This window comes from Pseudomonas sp. Irchel s3b5 (assembly GCF_900187435.1).
In the GTDB taxonomy this organism is placed as follows: domain Bacteria; phylum Pseudomonadota; class Gammaproteobacteria; order Pseudomonadales; family Pseudomonadaceae; genus Aquipseudomonas.
Map to the genome: position 1 here is coordinate 82,769 of NZ_FYDY01000009.1, position 15,087 is coordinate 97,855.

Annotated in this window: 15 protein-coding genes; 7 read left to right on the top strand and 8 right to left on the bottom strand. The window is 57.2% G+C overall.

Annotation, left to right across the window (positions count from 1 at the left end; genetic code table 11):
- Positions 1-19 precede the first annotated feature (19 nt).
- Positions 20-871, bottom strand: a complete 852-nt coding sequence (locus tag CKW15_RS12665) for an MIP/aquaporin family protein (protein ID WP_095057133.1) — start codon at positions 869-871, stop codon at positions 20-22.
- Positions 872-1,223: 352 nt separating this feature from the next.
- On the opposite strand from CKW15_RS12665, the gene ybaK reads away from it, so the two are divergent.
- Together ybaK and CKW15_RS12675 are read left to right on the top strand one after the other, a co-directional pair.
- Entirely contained in the window at positions 1,224-1,694 is a 471-nt protein-coding gene (ybaK, locus tag CKW15_RS12670; protein WP_095057043.1) for a Cys-tRNA(Pro) deacylase, read from the top strand.
- A gap of 101 nt (positions 1,695-1,795) precedes the next feature.
- On the top strand, positions 1,796-2,578 hold the full coding sequence (locus CKW15_RS12675; protein WP_095057044.1) for a PhzF family phenazine biosynthesis protein: 783 nt from the start codon (positions 1,796-1,798) through the stop codon (positions 2,576-2,578).
- A gap of 115 nt (positions 2,579-2,693) precedes the next feature.
- Here CKW15_RS12675 and CKW15_RS12680 read toward each other — a convergent pair whose 3' ends face one another.
- A complete protein-coding gene (locus CKW15_RS12680; RefSeq protein WP_095057045.1) occupies positions 2,694-3,803 on the bottom strand; it encodes an ABC transporter ATP-binding protein in 1,110 nt (369 codons plus the stop codon).
- Entirely contained in the window at positions 3,800-4,720 is a 921-nt protein-coding gene (gene argF, locus CKW15_RS12685) for an ornithine carbamoyltransferase (RefSeq protein WP_095057046.1), read from the bottom strand. The genes CKW15_RS12680 and argF overlap by 4 nt, the downstream gene beginning before the upstream one ends.
- Before the next feature lie 451 nt (positions 4,721-5,171).
- On the opposite strand from argF, the gene CKW15_RS12690 reads away from it, so the two are divergent.
- Both CKW15_RS12690 and grxD read left to right on the top strand, forming a co-directional pair.
- Positions 5,172-7,280 (top strand): molybdopterin oxidoreductase family protein, encoded by a 2,109-nt coding sequence (locus CKW15_RS12690; RefSeq protein ID WP_095057047.1) that lies wholly within the window; start codon positions 5,172-5,174, stop codon positions 7,278-7,280.
- Positions 7,281-7,377: 97 nt separating this feature from the next.
- Positions 7,378-7,719 carry a Grx4 family monothiol glutaredoxin gene (grxD, locus tag CKW15_RS12695; RefSeq protein WP_034149018.1) on the top strand — a complete coding sequence of 114 codons (342 nt, stop codon included), beginning with the start codon at positions 7,378-7,380 and terminating at the stop codon, positions 7,717-7,719.
- Between the two features lie 192 nt (positions 7,720-7,911).
- Here the strand turns inward: grxD and bfr are convergent, their stop codons facing one another.
- Together bfr and CKW15_RS12705 are read right to left on the bottom strand one after the other, a co-directional pair.
- The gene (gene bfr, locus CKW15_RS12700) at positions 7,912-8,388 is read right to left on the bottom strand and encodes a bacterioferritin (protein WP_008053519.1); all 477 of its coding nucleotides are present in this window, start codon (positions 8,386-8,388) and stop codon (positions 7,912-7,914) included.
- A gap of 198 nt (positions 8,389-8,586) precedes the next feature.
- Positions 8,587-8,805, bottom strand: coding sequence for a bacterioferritin-associated ferredoxin (locus CKW15_RS12705; RefSeq protein ID WP_008053520.1), 219 nt, complete (start codon positions 8,803-8,805; stop codon positions 8,587-8,589).
- A gap of 312 nt (positions 8,806-9,117) precedes the next feature.
- Here CKW15_RS12705 and CKW15_RS12710 point away from each other — a divergent pair, with 312 nt between their 5' ends.
- Positions 9,118-9,720, top strand: a complete 603-nt coding sequence (locus tag CKW15_RS12710) for a peroxiredoxin (RefSeq protein ID WP_095057048.1) — start codon at positions 9,118-9,120, stop codon at positions 9,718-9,720.
- A gap of 179 nt (positions 9,721-9,899) precedes the next feature.
- Here the strand turns inward: CKW15_RS12710 and rnt are convergent, their stop codons facing one another.
- Together rnt and pyrC are read right to left on the bottom strand one after the other, a co-directional pair.
- Positions 9,900-10,577: a ribonuclease T gene (rnt, locus tag CKW15_RS12715; protein WP_053155142.1), complete on the bottom strand. Its 678-nt coding sequence runs from the start codon at positions 10,575-10,577 to the stop codon at positions 9,900-9,902.
- Complete coding sequence (gene pyrC / locus CKW15_RS12720) at positions 10,574-11,620, bottom strand: dihydroorotase (protein WP_095057049.1); 1,047 nt, start codon at positions 11,618-11,620, stop codon at positions 10,574-10,576. Before pyrC ends, rnt begins: the two co-directional genes overlap by 4 nt.
- Before the next feature lie 159 nt (positions 11,621-11,779).
- Between pyrC and CKW15_RS12725 the strand changes: the two genes are divergently transcribed.
- Both CKW15_RS12725 and CKW15_RS12730 read left to right on the top strand, forming a co-directional pair.
- Positions 11,780-12,685: an OmpA family protein gene (locus CKW15_RS12725; RefSeq protein ID WP_095057050.1), complete on the top strand. Its 906-nt coding sequence runs from the start codon at positions 11,780-11,782 to the stop codon at positions 12,683-12,685.
- Between the two features lie 129 nt (positions 12,686-12,814).
- A complete protein-coding gene (locus CKW15_RS12730) occupies positions 12,815-14,032 on the top strand; it encodes an argininosuccinate synthase (protein WP_095057051.1) in 1,218 nt (405 codons plus the stop codon).
- Between the two features lie 145 nt (positions 14,033-14,177).
- Here the strand turns inward: CKW15_RS12730 and CKW15_RS12735 are convergent, their stop codons facing one another.
- Complete coding sequence (locus CKW15_RS12735; RefSeq protein ID WP_095057052.1) at positions 14,178-14,882, bottom strand: hypothetical protein; 705 nt, start codon at positions 14,880-14,882, stop codon at positions 14,178-14,180.
- Between the last annotated feature and the right edge of the window lie 205 nt (positions 14,883-15,087).

Here is a 15,087-nt window from a genome sequence, read left to right on the forward strand (position 1 = left end):
GTGTTGCGCGCCAACGGTATCAAGAAGTTCTTGGTTTGCCGTCAATGGCCGTTGTTACATCCTTTGTAGCAGGTATGGCGTTCGGCAAATGGCGGGCAATCAACCCGCGATAGGCGGCGGCGCCCAGGCAGGCACCGACAATCGGCGCAAATACCGGAATCAGGAAGTACGGAATATCGCGTCCGCCAGTGAAGGAAATTTCACCCCAGCCAGCGAAGAAAGTCATCAGCTTTGGTCCGAAGTCGCGTGCCGGGTTCATCGCGAAACCGGTCAGCGGCCCCATCGAACTGCCGATCACGGCAATCAGCAGGCCGATCAGCAGCGGCGCCATTGGGCCCTTTGGCAGGCCGTTGTTGTCGTCGGTCAGGGACATGATCACGCCCATCAGGATGGCAGTGATGATCACCTCGACCAGAAACGCCTGGGTGGTGGTCAGCGCAGGGTTCGGGAAAGTGGAAAATACCGACGCCAGTTCAAGGCTGGCCTGGCTGCCGCGAATCATGTGATGGGTTTGTTCGAAATCGAAGAACAGATTGCTGTAAAGCGTGTAAACCAACAAGGCGCCACAGAATGCCCCGGCGACTTGGGCAAGAATGTAGAAAGGCAATTTGCGCTTTTCAAAGTCAGCGAAAAGGCTCAGCGCGATGCTGACGGCGGGGTTCAAATGCGCGCCGGAAACCCCGGCGGTCAGGTAGATCGCCATGCTGACACCGATGCCCCAAATGATGCTGATTTCCCACAAGCCAAAGCTGGCGCCCGCGACCTTGAGGGCGGCAACGCAACCCGTACCGAAAAATATCAGCAACGCCGTACCCAGGAATTCGGCCATGCATTGGCTCGAGAGCGACGGTTGTTGTAAAGCAGTAGTCATTGAAACCTCGTTGTTTTTGTTGTCTGGCGCTTTTTTGCCATCGTGGTCGAAGCGCATTTTTCACCGAGGCAGGATCCCCATCCTGGTCGCGGTTCACTGCCGGGTATTGCTGTAGGACGTTTCGCTTAGTTTCAGAAACGAAAAAATATAGACAAGAAACACTGCTGTCAAAGGTCGAAAGTGAACTATTGGTCACAAAAAAACTATTCGTCGCATGAATGAACGAATGACTGGATGGCCGTGAGTGCGAAGTAGACAAGCTGAAACAAGGCCGCCATAGAGCCTTTTGTGGACCAATGTCCTAGAATCCGGCGCAGTGTTTTTCATCTGCCGACCCGTCTGGAGCTGTCTCATGACCCCTGCATTGGATTTGTTGAAAAAGGTTCGGGCCGAACACCGTGTGCACAGTTACGAACATGACCCGAAGGCTGCGTCCTATGGCCTGGAAGCTGCGGAAAAACTGGGTCTCGACCCGGCTCAGGTGTTCAAGACACTGTTGGCAGCCAGTGAAAAAGGGGAGTTGTTGGTGGCGGTTGTCCCGGTGGTAGGAACGCTGGATTTGAAGGGGTTGGCTCAGGCGGCTGGCGTGAAAAAAGTTGAAATGGCCGACCCGGCGGCGGCACAGCGATCCACCGGCTACCTGCTGGGCGGCATCAGTCCGCTGGGGCAAAAGAAGCGCCTGCGCACGTTTATCGACAATTCGGCCCAGCCGTTTGCCAGCATTTATGTCAGTGCAGGCCGGCGCGGTCTGGAAGTTGAATTGGCCCCCGCGGTGCTCGCCGAGCATACCCAGGCGAAGTTCGCGGAAATTGGCCGGGTTTGAAGGGCTTCGTTGCCGCTGTATGGTGGAAATAAGTGTGCTCTGTCACTGGTGCCATCTTTAGAGCGGCTTCATGCTCGGTTGCCTGACAAAGGGAGAAGGTTATGCAGCTTGAGTTCCATCAGATCGACGCGTTCAGCGATCAACCTTTCAGTGGTAACCCGGCAATGGTCTATCGGCTCGACACCTGGCTCGCCGATGACTTGATGCAAAAAATTGCCGCCGAGCACAACCTCGCTGAAACGGCGTTTGTGGTGCGCGAGGGGCAGGTCTGGCACATCCGCTGGTTTACGCCGACTACCGAAGTGCCGCTGTGTGGTCACGCGACCCTGGCGAGCGCCCACGTGCTGTTCGAGATCTATCAAGAGCCGGTCGAGCGTCTGGATTTCATCTGCAAGTCCGGTCCATTGAGTGTGACGCGGGAGGGTGGCCGCCTGTGGCTGGATTTTCCGGCCATCCTGCCGTCGCCAGTGGCCGAGACCCTGGAGGTCGAGCGTGCTTTGGGCGTGGAAGCCATCGAAGTGCTGGCTTCGAATGAATTGTTCGTGGTGCTGGAATCCGAACAAGCCGTGCTCGACTGTAAACCGGACATAGTTGCTCTGGCGAAACTGCCGTGGTTGGGCGCCATCGTGACGGCGCGGGGCAGCCAGCACGATTTCGTCTCACGCTATTTCGCACCGGCGATTGGCATCAATGAAGATCCCGTGACGGGTTCAACCCATTGCCTGCTGATTCCGTATTGGTCGAAGCGTTTGGGCAAGTCGAGTCTGACGGCTTTCCAGTGTTCGGCCCGGGGCGGGGAGCTGTTCTGTCAACTGGGAGGCGATCGGGTGAGTATTGGCGGGAATGCGACGTTGGTGGCCAGCGGAACCCTGATGTTGGGCTGACACAGGTCCATTGTAGGAGCGAGCTTGCTCGCGATAGCGGTGGGTCAGTCAACATCGCTGTTGAATCTGATGCCGCGATCGCGAGCAAGCTCGCTCCTACAGGGATTGGGTGTGTTCAGTTGGTGGTGCTGTACCGCCGGACACCGGATTCGATTGCCGGAATCTGCGCCGCCGTGCTGCCGGACGCCTGGAACAACACCAGATGTTCTGCTACGACACGAATGCCCACTTGCGCCCCAACCTGACGATCGACATGGCTCGGGAAGATAGATTCCAGCTGCGCGCCGGTTGGCAGCTGCAAGCGATACAGGGTCGATGCACCCTGGAACGATTTGCCAACAATCAGCGCCTTCAGTGCGCTGTCTGGCGCATAAACGATGTCGTCCGGACGCAATAACACGTCCACGGCGCCACCAACGGGCCAGGTGTAGGCGCGATTTCCGCGCAGTTCACCCAACTCGGTCTGCACCGACTCCGGGCTGCTCAACTGGCCGCGAATGAAGTAACCCTGGCCGATGAAGCTGGCGACAAATGGCGTCAGCGGTTCGTGATACAGGTTGTAGGGCGTATCCCATTGCTCCAGGCGACCTTCCTTGAACACACCGACATGATCGCTGACGGCAAAGGCTTCTTCCTGGTCGTGAGTCACCAGAATCGCACTGGTGCCACGGGCCTTGAGAATGTCGCGAACCTCGTGACTTAGCTTGCGGCGCAACTCGCCATCGAGGTTGGAAAACGGCTCGTCGAGCAACAGCAATTGTGGCTCCGGCGCCAGAGCGCGGGCCAGGGCGACGCGTTGCTGCTGACCACCGGAAAGCTCATGGGGGAAGCGCTTGCCGAGGCCCTTGAGGTTGACCAGTTCCAGCAACTCTTCGGTCACGCGATCCTTTTGCGGATGTTTGCGGATGCCGAAGGCAATGTTGTCGGCCACGCTCAGGTGTGGAAACAGCGCGTAGTCCTGGAACACCATGCCGATCCGACGTTTCTCCGGCGCGAGGGTGAAACCGGCGCTGGAAATGGTCTCGCCGGCGAGCTGGATGTCACCTTCGTGCACCGGTTCGAAGCCGGCAATCGCCCGCAGGGTGGTGGTCTTGCCGCAGCCCGAAGAGCCGAGCAGGCAACCGATGTCACCGGCGTTCAAATGCAAGTTGAGGTTCTGCACCACGCGCTGGTCTTGATAGCCGCAGGCGAGGTTTCGCAGGTTCAACAGTAATGGCTGGCTCATGCGTGGTGATACGCCGGCTCGACGAGAAATTCGAGCAGGGCCTTTTGTGCGTGAAGACGGTTTTCTGCCTGATCCCAAGCCACCGAGCGTTTGTCATCGAGCAGGTCGACGCTGATCTCTTCGCCTCGGTGTGCGGGCAGGCAATGCATGAACAGAACGTCCGGCGCGGCCAGGTCGAGCAGGGCGCGGTTCACCTGGTACGGTGCAAACAGCTGAAGGCGCTTGGCGGTTTCTTCTTCCTGGCCCATGGAGGTCCAGACGTCAGTACTCACCAGATGGGCGCCGCGCACGGCGTCCTTCGGATCGCGCACGATGGTGACCCGGTCACCGGCCTTGGCCACGAATTCAGGATTGGGCTCGTAGCCTTCCGGGCAGGCAACGCGCAGCTGGAAGTCGAACTGGATCGCCGCTTCTATATAGCTGTTGCACATGTTGTTGCCGTCGCCGATCCAGGCCACGGTCTTGCCCTGGATGGAGCCGCGGTGTTCGAGGAAGGTCTGCATGTCGGCCAGCAGCTGGCACGGATGCAGGTCATCGGACAGGCCGTTGATCACGGGCACACGGGAGTTTGCCGCGAACTCGGTCAGGTTGCTGTGGGCAAAGGTACGGATCATCACCGCGTCGAGCATGCTCGACATGACGATGGCGCAGTCGCCGATAGGCTCGCCACGGCCCAGTTGGGTGTCACGGGGCGACAGGAAAATCGCCTGGCCGCCGAGCTGGATCATGCCGGCTTCGAACGAGATGCGGGTGCGGGTCGAGGACTTCTCGAAAATCATCCCGAGCACGCGGTTTTTCAGGGGCTCGAACAGTACGCCGCGGTTACGCAGGTCCTTGAGCTCAACGCCTCGACGGATCACGCTGACCAGCTCTTCGGGCGTGCAATCCATCAGGGAGAGAAAGTGCCTTGCGCTCATCATTGACTACCTTTTTGCTACAAACCGCAGATGCTCAAAGCCTTGTTTAACGGAACAACGGGCGAGACCTGCGGCGTAAGCCGCACGGGGCGACGAAATAGGGGAAGGCGCGATCTTATAATTAAATGTCGCGTCTTACCAATAGGGCTACAGTTTTAGGGGATTTCAGAGGGGCTAAGGGATCACCGCAGTAGCGCTTTTGAAGCCTGTTTCCTGACAGCAGCGGCTCATTTGTACACTGGCCTCTCGGGGCTTGGCAATCAAACGAGGCGGGGAGGGTGCAATTGGCGGTTGTTTTCTGACCTTTGGTCCGACGCTTACCAACGGTCATCGGCTGTCCTGATAGCCGCCGATTCACAAGACGAACGTCGCTGGCGCGGTGGCAGGTCTGGCGCCATAGTTTTGCTCCCGAGGCAAACATTGCCCGCCCAGAACAAGACAGAGACTGGCCATGACCAAGACTCTCCATCACCGTGCGTGTCACCTGTGTGAAGCCATCTGTGGCCTGACCATCGAAACCACCCAGGCCGAAGACGGCAAAGTGCAGATCACTTCGATCAAGGGTGATCCGCTTGACACCTTCAGTCGCGGGCACATTTGCCCCAAGGCTGTCGCACTGCAAGACATCCAGAACGATCCGGACCGCCTGCATCAGCCCATGCAGCGGGTGGGCAACGAATGGCAGCCCATCGAGTGGGAAGCGGCGTTCAACCTGGTCGCCGAGCGCCTGGCGGTCATTCAGGAACATCACGGGCAGAACGCTGTGGCGGTCTATCAGGGCAATCCGAGCGTGCATAACTACGGGTTGATGACCCACAGCAATTATTTTCTCGGCCTGCTGAAAACCCGTAACCGGTTTTCCGCCACTTCGGTCGACCAATTGCCCCATCATTTGACCAGTCATTTGATGTACGGCCACGGCTTGCTGTTGCCGATCCCCGATATCGATCACACCGACTTCATGCTGATTCTCGGCGGCAACCCGCTGGCCTCGAACGGCAGCATCATGACGGTGCCGGATGTGGAAAAACGCTTGAAAGCGATTCAGGCCCGGGGTGGCAAAGTGGTGGTGGTCGACCCGCGTCGCAGCGAAACCGCTGCCATTGCCGATCAGCATTTGTTCGTACGCCCCGGTGGCGATGCGGCTTTGTTGTTCGGTGTTCTCAACACCCTGTTCGCAGAAGGGCTAACCCGCGACAGCCATTTGCCGGTGGACGGTCTGGATGACGTGCGTGGGGCTATCGCCACCTTCACCGCTGAAGCCATGAGCCCACTGTGCGCCGTGCCGGCCGTGCAAATCCGCCAGTTGGCGCGAGACTTCGCTGCAGCGCCGAGCGCGGTTTGCTACGGCCGCATGGGGGTTTCGACCCAAGCCTTCGGCACGCTGTGCCATTGGCTGGTGCAGTTGATCAACCTGGTCACCGGCAACCTCGACCGCGTTGGCGGTGCGTTGTGCACCGAGCCGGCGGTGGACCTGGTGGCCTCGACATCGGGCGGGCATTTCAATCTGTGGCAGAGTCGGGTGTCAGGTCGCCCGGAATATGCGGGTGAATTGCCGGTGTCGGCGCTGGCCGAGGAAATGCTTACTGAAGGGGAAGGGCAGGTCCGCGCGCTGATCACCGTGGCGGGCAACCCGGTGCTGTCCACACCCAACGGCCGAAAACTCGAACAGGCGCTCGATGGTCTGGAATTCATGGTCAGTATCGATCTGTACATCAATGAAACCACGCGTTATGCCGACCTGATCCTGCCGTCCACCTCGGCGCTGGAAAACGATCATTACGACACGACGTTCAATATGTTTGCGGTGCGTAACGTCAGCCGCTTCAACCGCGCAATCCTCGCCAAACCTGAAGGCGCGCTGCACGACTGGGAAATCTTCGTCGGGCTGGCCAAGGCGTTCGCCGCTCGAACCAACAAGGAGCTGAAACCTACCATTGCTCCGGCGCAAATGATCGATCGTGGACTGCGCATGGGGATGTATGGAGACGCGTCGGCGCACAAGCTGTCGTTGGATACTTTGTTCGATCATCCCCATGGTGTCGATCTGGGTGCGCTCAAGCCCAACCTTGTGTCACGCCTGAAAACCGCCAATCAGCGAGTCCAGGCCGCTCCTGCCGCGATCCTTGCCGACCTGGCACGCTTCGCCGCCTTGCAGGCACCGGCTGCCGATGAGTTGCTGATGATCGGTCGACGCCACGTACGCAGCAACAATTCGTGGATGCACAACTATCATCGCCTCGTGAAGGGCAAGCCGCGTCATCAGTTGCTGATGCATCCGGACGATCTGGCCAGTCGCGGGCTTAATGACGGGCAGCGGGTGCGGATCAGTTCGCGGGTTGGCGTGATCGAGGTCGAAGTGCTCGGTAGTCTGGACATGATGAAAGGTGTGGTCAGCCTGCCGCACGGTTGGGGTCATGCCCGACCTGGCGTGCAAATGGCGATTGCCAGCAGTCAGCCGGGTTCCAGCGCCAATGACCTCACGGACGAATGCCAACTGGACGAGTTGTCCGGGAACGCGGCGCTCAACGGTGTGCCGGTGACAGTGGTCGCGGCGTGATTTAGTCTGACGGAGAGACCGAGCAGGGGGCTCGGCTTTCCGTTACAATGCGCCACCGTGCCGACCCGTGAGTCGGAAAGTTCAGCCGAGGTGCTCCATGGATATCATCGAAACGATTAAAGAGCAGATTGCCAATAACACCATTCTGCTTTACATGAAAGGCTCGCCGAATGCCCCGCAGTGTGGCTTCTCCGCGAAAGCTGCGCAGGCCGTGATGGCGTGTGGCGAGAAGTTTGCGTACGTGGACATCCTGCAGAACCCGGAAATCCGCGCCAACCTGCCAAAATACGCCAACTGGCCAACCTTCCCGCAACTGTGGGTTGGCGGTGAGCTGGTCGGCGGTAGCGACATCATGACCGAGATGGCTGCAGACGGTTCGCTGCAAACCACCATCAAGGCCGCTGTTGAAGCCGCTGCTGCCAACAAGTCCGAAGCCTGATTTGGCTTTATGTAGGAGCGAGCTTGCTCGCGATGGACTCAAGAACACCGCGGGGAATCAGACTCCCCGCGTTATCGTTGACCACCATCGTGAGCAAGCTCGCTCCTACAGTAAAAGCAGCAGGCACAAAAAAGCCCCGTCTCTTCAAAAGAGTGCGGGGCTTTTTATTGCATCGAGATTAGCGGTACGACGTTATTCGTCTTCGCCCATCTGCGATTGCAGATAGTTTTCAAGACCTACTTTATCGATCAGGCCCAGTTGGGTTTCCAGCCAGTCGATATGTTCTTCCTCTGACTCAAGGATATCTTCAAGCAGTTCACGGCTACCGAAGTCGCCGACGGTTTCGCAATGAGCGATGGCGACTTTCAGGTCAGCGTGGCCGGTTTTCTCGATGCGCAGGTCGCACTCAAGCATTTCCTTGGTGTGTTCACCGATGTGCAGCTTGCCCAGGTCCTGGACGTTCGGCAGGCCTTCAAGGAACAGAATGCGCTTGATCAGCTTGTCCGCGTGCTTCATCTCGTCGATGGATTCGTGGTACTCGTGTTTGCCGAGCTTGTTCAGACCCCAATCTTCGTACATGCGCGCATGCAGGAAATATTGATTGATCGCGACCAGTTCATTGGCAAGGATCTTGTTGAGATGCTGGATGACTGTAACGTCGCCTTTCATGATGGGGTCCTGCCCTGTATTAACTGTCTAATTGTCAGAGTTTGGGCCGCGCATTTAATAGTGTCAAACCTAAGTTATTGAAACTTATATGAAAATTAATCGGAATAAGAATGTTTTTGTTCCGCGTCTAGCGCATAACTGATTGATTTTCGGGCATAAAAAAACCGGACATGAGTCCGGTTCTTTGGAATTCGGTATTTAGGCGGCTGTAAATTCTGCAGGAAAGGGAATCGCTGCTTGAGCCGTTTGCAGTTTGGTCAGCGTTTCGCGAACCACTTCCTTGGCGAGGCAGGCACATTTACCGCATTGACTGGCAACGCCGGTGGCCACGCGGACTTCCTTGTAGCTGCAGCATCCTTCATAGATCGCATCGCGGATTTGACCGTCGGTGACACCAGTGCAGAGGCAAACATACATAAGAGAAGACCGTCGCTTGTTTATGTCTCGATTGCGATGGATCTTAATGTTAACGAGAATGATTGTCAAAGTGGTTTCTGAGCACTTATGGTCATAAGGGCAGGTGACTGACGAACGGTTTGTTTCTGAAAAATGGTGACGAGCCGTCTGTGTGGATTTTAGCGTCGAGGACAAAAACAGCTAAGACAGGTCAAACACGCGGTGTATGATGGCCGGTCTTTGCGACTCGGGTTCGTGTCACAGGGCTGTCGCCTGAGGGTGGCAGGCTGGTGCGAACCTTGTTCTTCACGCTATTACACCAGGAGATATCCAATGAGCGTACTCGTAGGCAAACAAGCCCCTGACTTCACCGTACCGGCCGTACTCGGCAATGGCGAGATCGTTGACAGCTTCACCCTGTCCTCGGCCATCAAAGGCAAATACGGCCTGGTGTTCTTCTACCCGCTGGACTTCACCTTCGTTTGCCCGTCCGAGCTGATTGCTCTGGACAACCGCATGGCTGATTTCAAGGCCCGCAACGTTGAAGTGATCGCTGTTTCGATCGATTCGCACTTCACCCACAACGCATGGCGCAACACTCCAGTGAACAATGGCGGTATCGGCCAGGTTCGCTACACCATGGCTGCTGACATCAAGCAGGACATCATGAAGGCCTACGACGTTCAGTCCGCTGACGGCGTTGCTTTCCGTGGCGCGTTCCTGATCGACGACAAAGGCGTTGTCCGTTCGCAGATCATCAACGACCTGCCGCTGGGCCGTAACATGGAAGAGCTGATCCGTCTGGTCGACGCTCTGCAATTCCACGAAGAGCACGGCGAAGTCTGCCCTGCCAACTGGAAGAAAGGCGACAAAGGCATGAACGCTTCGCCAGAAGGCGTTGCGGCTTACCTGACCGAGCACGCTGCCGCTCTGTAAGGCACGCTCCAGGTACAAAAAAACCGGCCTTCGAGGCCGGTTTTTTTATGGGCGTTTTTTGTGTTCTCTGTAGGAGCAAGCTTGCTCGCGATGGGCTTGAGAGCGCCGCTGGGTATCAGGCTCCCAGCGTCATCGTTGACGACCATCGCGAGCGGGCTCGCTCCTACAGACAAGCCAGATCAATCGTCGAAGTCTTCCCAGCCGCCCATCTGTTTCCAGCGATTGACGATGCCGCAGAACAGCTCGGCGGTCTTCTCGGTGTCATAGCGAGCTGAGTGAGCCTCGCGACCGTCGAAGTCAATGTCCGCTGCCTGGCAGGCCTTGGCCAGTACGGTCTGGCCGTAAGCGAGGCCGGCGAGCGTTGCGGTATCGAAGCTGGAGAACGGATGAAACGGGTTGCGTTTCATGTCCAGGCGCGCAACGGCGGCGTTCAGGAAGCCCAGGTCGAAGCTGCTGTTGTGCCCGACCAGGATCGCCCGTTTGCAGCCGTTGGCTTTCAGCGCTTTACGCACGCCACGGAAGATATCGTTCAGCGCCGATTCTTCACTCACCGCCATGCGCAGCGGGTGGTCGAGTTTGATCCCGGTGAACTCAAGCGCTGCCGCTTCGATGTTCGCGCCTTCGAACGGCTCGACACGGAAGAAGTAGGTGTGATCAGGGTAAACGAAGCCCTTTTCATCCATCGCGATGGTGGTCGCGGCGATTTCCAGCAGGGCGTCGGTGGCCGAGTTGAAACCACCGGTTTCTACGTCGACGACAACTGGCAGGTAGCCACGAAACCGTGCGGCCATCGGGTGACGGGAACCGCCGCCACCGCCTTGACCTTCCTGTTCGTCGTCGAAATGGTCTTCACTCACGCGTGTTCCTCCAGCAGGCGCCAGCGCAGTTTTTCACCGGCGCGCAGCGGGATAACGGTCAGCTCGCCAAATGGCAGGCTGGTTGGGGCGGTCCATTCTTCGCGGACCAGTGTAATGCGGTCGGTGTTCGCCGGCAGACCATAGAAGCGCGGGCCGTTGAGGCTGGCGAACGCTTCGAGCTTGTCCAGCGCATTGCGCTGTTCGAAGGCTTCGGCATACATCTCGATTGCTGCGTAGGCGGTGTAGCAACCGGCGCAACCGCAAGCGGCTTCTTTGGCGTGCTGGGCGTGGGGCGCCGAGTCGGTACCGAGGAAGAACTTCTCGCTACCGCTGGTGGCGGCGTTGAGCAGGGCTTCCTGGTGCGTGTTGCGCTTGAGGATCGGCAGGCAATAGAAGTGCGGCCGAATCCCGCCCACCAGCATGTGGTTGCGGTTGTACAGCAAGTGATGCGCGGTGATGGTTGCGCCAACGTTGGCCGAAGCCGAATTGACGAACTGCACGGCGTCAGCGGTGGTGATGTGTTCGAACACGACTTTGAGGGTCGGGAAACGCTCGACCACACGACGCATGTGTTCATCGATGAAGATTTTTTCGCGGTCGAACACGTCGACGTCGCCACGGGTGACTTCACCGTGGATCAACAACGGCATCCCGACTTCGGCCATGGCCTCGATCGCAGGGAAAATCTTGTCGATGCTGGTGACGCCAGAATCCGAGTTGGTGGTTGCGCCGGCCGGGTACAGCTTGGCGGCGTGAACGAAACCGCTGGCCTTGGCCTCGCGAATTTCTTCGGGCTGGGTGCGGTCGGTGAGGTACAGGACCATCAGTGGTTCAAACGGGCTGCCAGCCGGGCGGGCAGCGAGAATCCGCTGGCGATAGCCGTCGGCTTCAGCCGCGTTGCGGACCGGAGGGACCAGGTTGGGCATGATAATGGCGCGACCAAAGGTGCGCGCGACATCCGCGACAGTATTGGTCAACACGGCACCATCGCGAAGATGAATGTGCCAGTCGTCGGGACGCAGCAGGGTCAGGCGGTCGGACATGAGGGGATTCCAGGCGGGTCAAACTGAAGGGAATGCTACCGGAAAAGACTCTTGCAGGCACTCGCTATCAAGTTTTGCTGGAAGCTTCCGATATCCAACAGGTATGCCGTAAACATCTGTGTGTCGGTCTTTTTGTTGTAGAAGCCAGTGGAGCCTCCCGTGCGCCAGCGTTATTTAGCCTTGCTCAGCGTATTTGCCAGCCTTCCCGCGATGGCGCTCACTTTCCAGACGCGTATGGAGAGCATCGAGTGGACGGTCGAAGGCGACAAGTTCGAGTGCCGACTGACTCAGCCGATCACCGATTTCGGCTCGGGACAGTTCGTGCGCCGCGCTGGCGAGCAGGCAACGTTTCGTCTGAATGCCTATAACGCAATGTTGGGCGGTGGCTCGGCCACCCTGCTGGCCGCCGCAGCGCCGTGGCAGCCGGGTCGTGGAGACATCAACCTCGGCTCCGTCAGAATCGGCAGCGGCAATGTGCTGTTCAACAGTTCGCAGGTTCAGGCCGGACGGCTGATCAGCGGCCTGATTGATGGTCGCAGTCCGGTAGTACGGCATTCTGCAGGTGATGGCCGCGTGTCTGAAGTGCGCCTGTTACCAGTCAAGTTCAACAAGGCGTTCGTCGACTACCAAGGGTGTGTGGCGAAGCTATTGCCGCAGAATTTTGATCAAGTGAAACGGTCCGAAATCGGCTTTCCCGGTGGCGGTGTCGATCTGGATGCAGCCGCCAAGGCCAGATTGCTGGTGATGCTGGAGTACATGAAGGCCGATCCGACGGTCAATCACATCGAACTCGATGGCCACTCCGACAACAGCGGCAACCGCCTGACCAATCGGGACCTGTCACGACGCCGGGCACTGGCGGTCATGGATTTCTTCAAGGCCAACGGTATCCAGGAGTCGCAGATCACCCTGCGTTTCCATGGTGAGCGTTATCCGGTGGCACCGAACAGCAACAACGCCAACCGCTCGAAAAACCGTCGGGTAGCGATTCGACTGGAGCGAGGAGCACCACCGGAACAGGTAGCCCCGCAAACTACGAAAGCGAGCACTTCGGCAACTTCCTGACCGATTGGTCATGGTCGCGCTCTCGACATGTTCTGTCGCTTCGTCGTCATAAGCTGTCGCGCCACTGTAAATTATTCTGCATGAGCGGTAGACTTCACGGCTTTCCGTAGAACCCCGTGGAGTGATGGCATGGCGGACATAAACAAGGTCGTTCTGGCGTATTCCGGCGGCCTGGACACTTCGGTGATCCTCAAGTGGCTGCAGGATACTTATAACTGTGAAGTAGTGACCTTCACCGCTGACCTGGGTCAGGGCGAAGAGGTCGAGCCGGCCCGCGCCAAGGCACAGGCCATGGGCGTAAAAGAAATCTACATCGACGATCTGCGCGAAGAATTCGTGCGTGATTTCGTGTTCCCGATGTTCCGCGCCAACACCGTTTACGAAGGCGAGTACCTGCTGGGTACTTCCATCGCTCGTCCGTTGATCGCCAAGCGCCTGATCGAAATCGCGAACGAAACCGGCGCTGACGCCATTTCCCACGGTGCCACCGGTAAAGGCAACGACCAGGTTCGTTTCGAACTGGGCGCATACGCCTTGAAACCAGGTGTGAAAGTGATCGCTCCTTGGCGCGAGTGGGACCTGCTGTCCCGCGAGAAGCTGATGGACTACGCCGAAAAGCATGCGATCCCGATCGAGCGCCACGGCAAGAAAAAATCCCCGTACTCGATGGATGCCAACCTGCTGCACATCTCCTATGAAGGCGGCGTGCTGGAAGACACCTGGACCGAGCACGAAGAAGACATGTGGCGCTGGACCGTCTCCCCGGAGAACGCTCCCGACAAGCCGCAGTACCTGGAACTGACCTACCGCAACGGCGACATCGTCGCGCTGGACGGCGTCGAAATGACTCCGGCCACCGTATTGGCGACCCTGAACCGTATCGGTGGCGAACACGGTATCGGTCGTCTGGACATCGTCGAGAACCGTTACGTGGGCATGAAGTCCCGTGGCTGCTACGAAACCCCAGGCGGCACTATCATGCTGCGCGCCCACCGTGCAATCGAATCGATCACTCTGGACCGCGAAGTCGCTCACCTCAAAGACGAGTTGATGCCTAAGTACGCCAGCCTGATCTACACCGGTTACTGGTGGAGCCCCGAGCGTCTGATGCTGCAACAGATGATCGATGCGTCCCAGGCCCACGTGAACGGCGTTGTGCGCCTGAAACTGTACAAGGGCAACGTGATCGTCACCGGTCGCAAGTCCGAAGAGTCGTTGTTCGACGCCAACATTGCCACCTTCGAAGAAGATGGCGGCGCCTACAACCAGGCCGATGCGGCGGGCTTTATCAAGCTCAACGCCTTGCGCATGCGCATTGCTGCAAACAAAGGCCGGAAGCTTTTCTGAGACCTTTGAGATCGTGATGGGATATGCGGCCTCGTCCACGACGGGGCCGCATCTCCGAAAGAGGGGCGTTTGGTCCTGAATTGCGATACCACGTTTTTCTGTTGAATCCTTCCTGTTGTTCTCCTCGCCGCGGTGAAATATCCCGTCAAGGCTTGCTGCCGTGAGCCTGTGGTCCCTCTTGATCCATGATCGTCAATCCATGAGAGCTCAAGTCGTAAGCAACATAGAATGTTGCGTTGCGTTTTTTTGCCTGTCTTGAATGTTTAAGCGCGACAGCTTTCAGTAGAGCCTCCGGTTCGTTACACGTGATAAACAACACCATGCTTGTCAGGTTTTCCTGTGAATTCTGGACATTTTCCAATAAAGCGCAGAGCTCATTTTTTCTGTTCGCGTAACGTGCATCGATGATGTAAAGGTCTTTTACATGCTCGGGAAGCTGTATGTGGTGCTGAACAGAAAAGAGCGTTTGCAAACCCACCCGAGGTCTTGAAGCGGGTGCAAGGTCGGGCGACCTAACGCATTGGCCGCCACTCGACGTGTTCGGAATACTTTGATGATTCGACCCTTTTGCTGACGTTTTTCCCGAGTGCTCCGTGTCCACCATGGCTTTCATGAAGTGCTTTCCTTTTTCAAAATCGGACGGGGCATAGAGCGATCGATAGTTAAAGTTGAGTGTGGCGAAAAACAATAAAAGTAAATAAAACGGAAAGCTGATTAAAAACCAGACATAGAGCTCTTTTTCCTCCTGCTCGAGGAAAGGCAAGGAGACCGCTGCGGAGCTTTCTGACAGAACTGCGAATATCGCAATAATAGTCATTGGGTTGGTGATTTTTTTTTGAGGTTTTATCATGTTCTTTTCTCATGTTTGAATATCTGTTCTCGTAATTTATTAAGGTTGGTTTTTGCAGAATGACTGAAATATTGAAGTGTGAGGAGTGCTTTGTGTTTGATGGTGTTTTTATAGTGCTTGATGCGGTTGGGTCGTTATATTAATAATCGGTCATTGGCGATTTTTTGCTGTAAGAGTAAACGGACAATTGATGTATGATATTTCT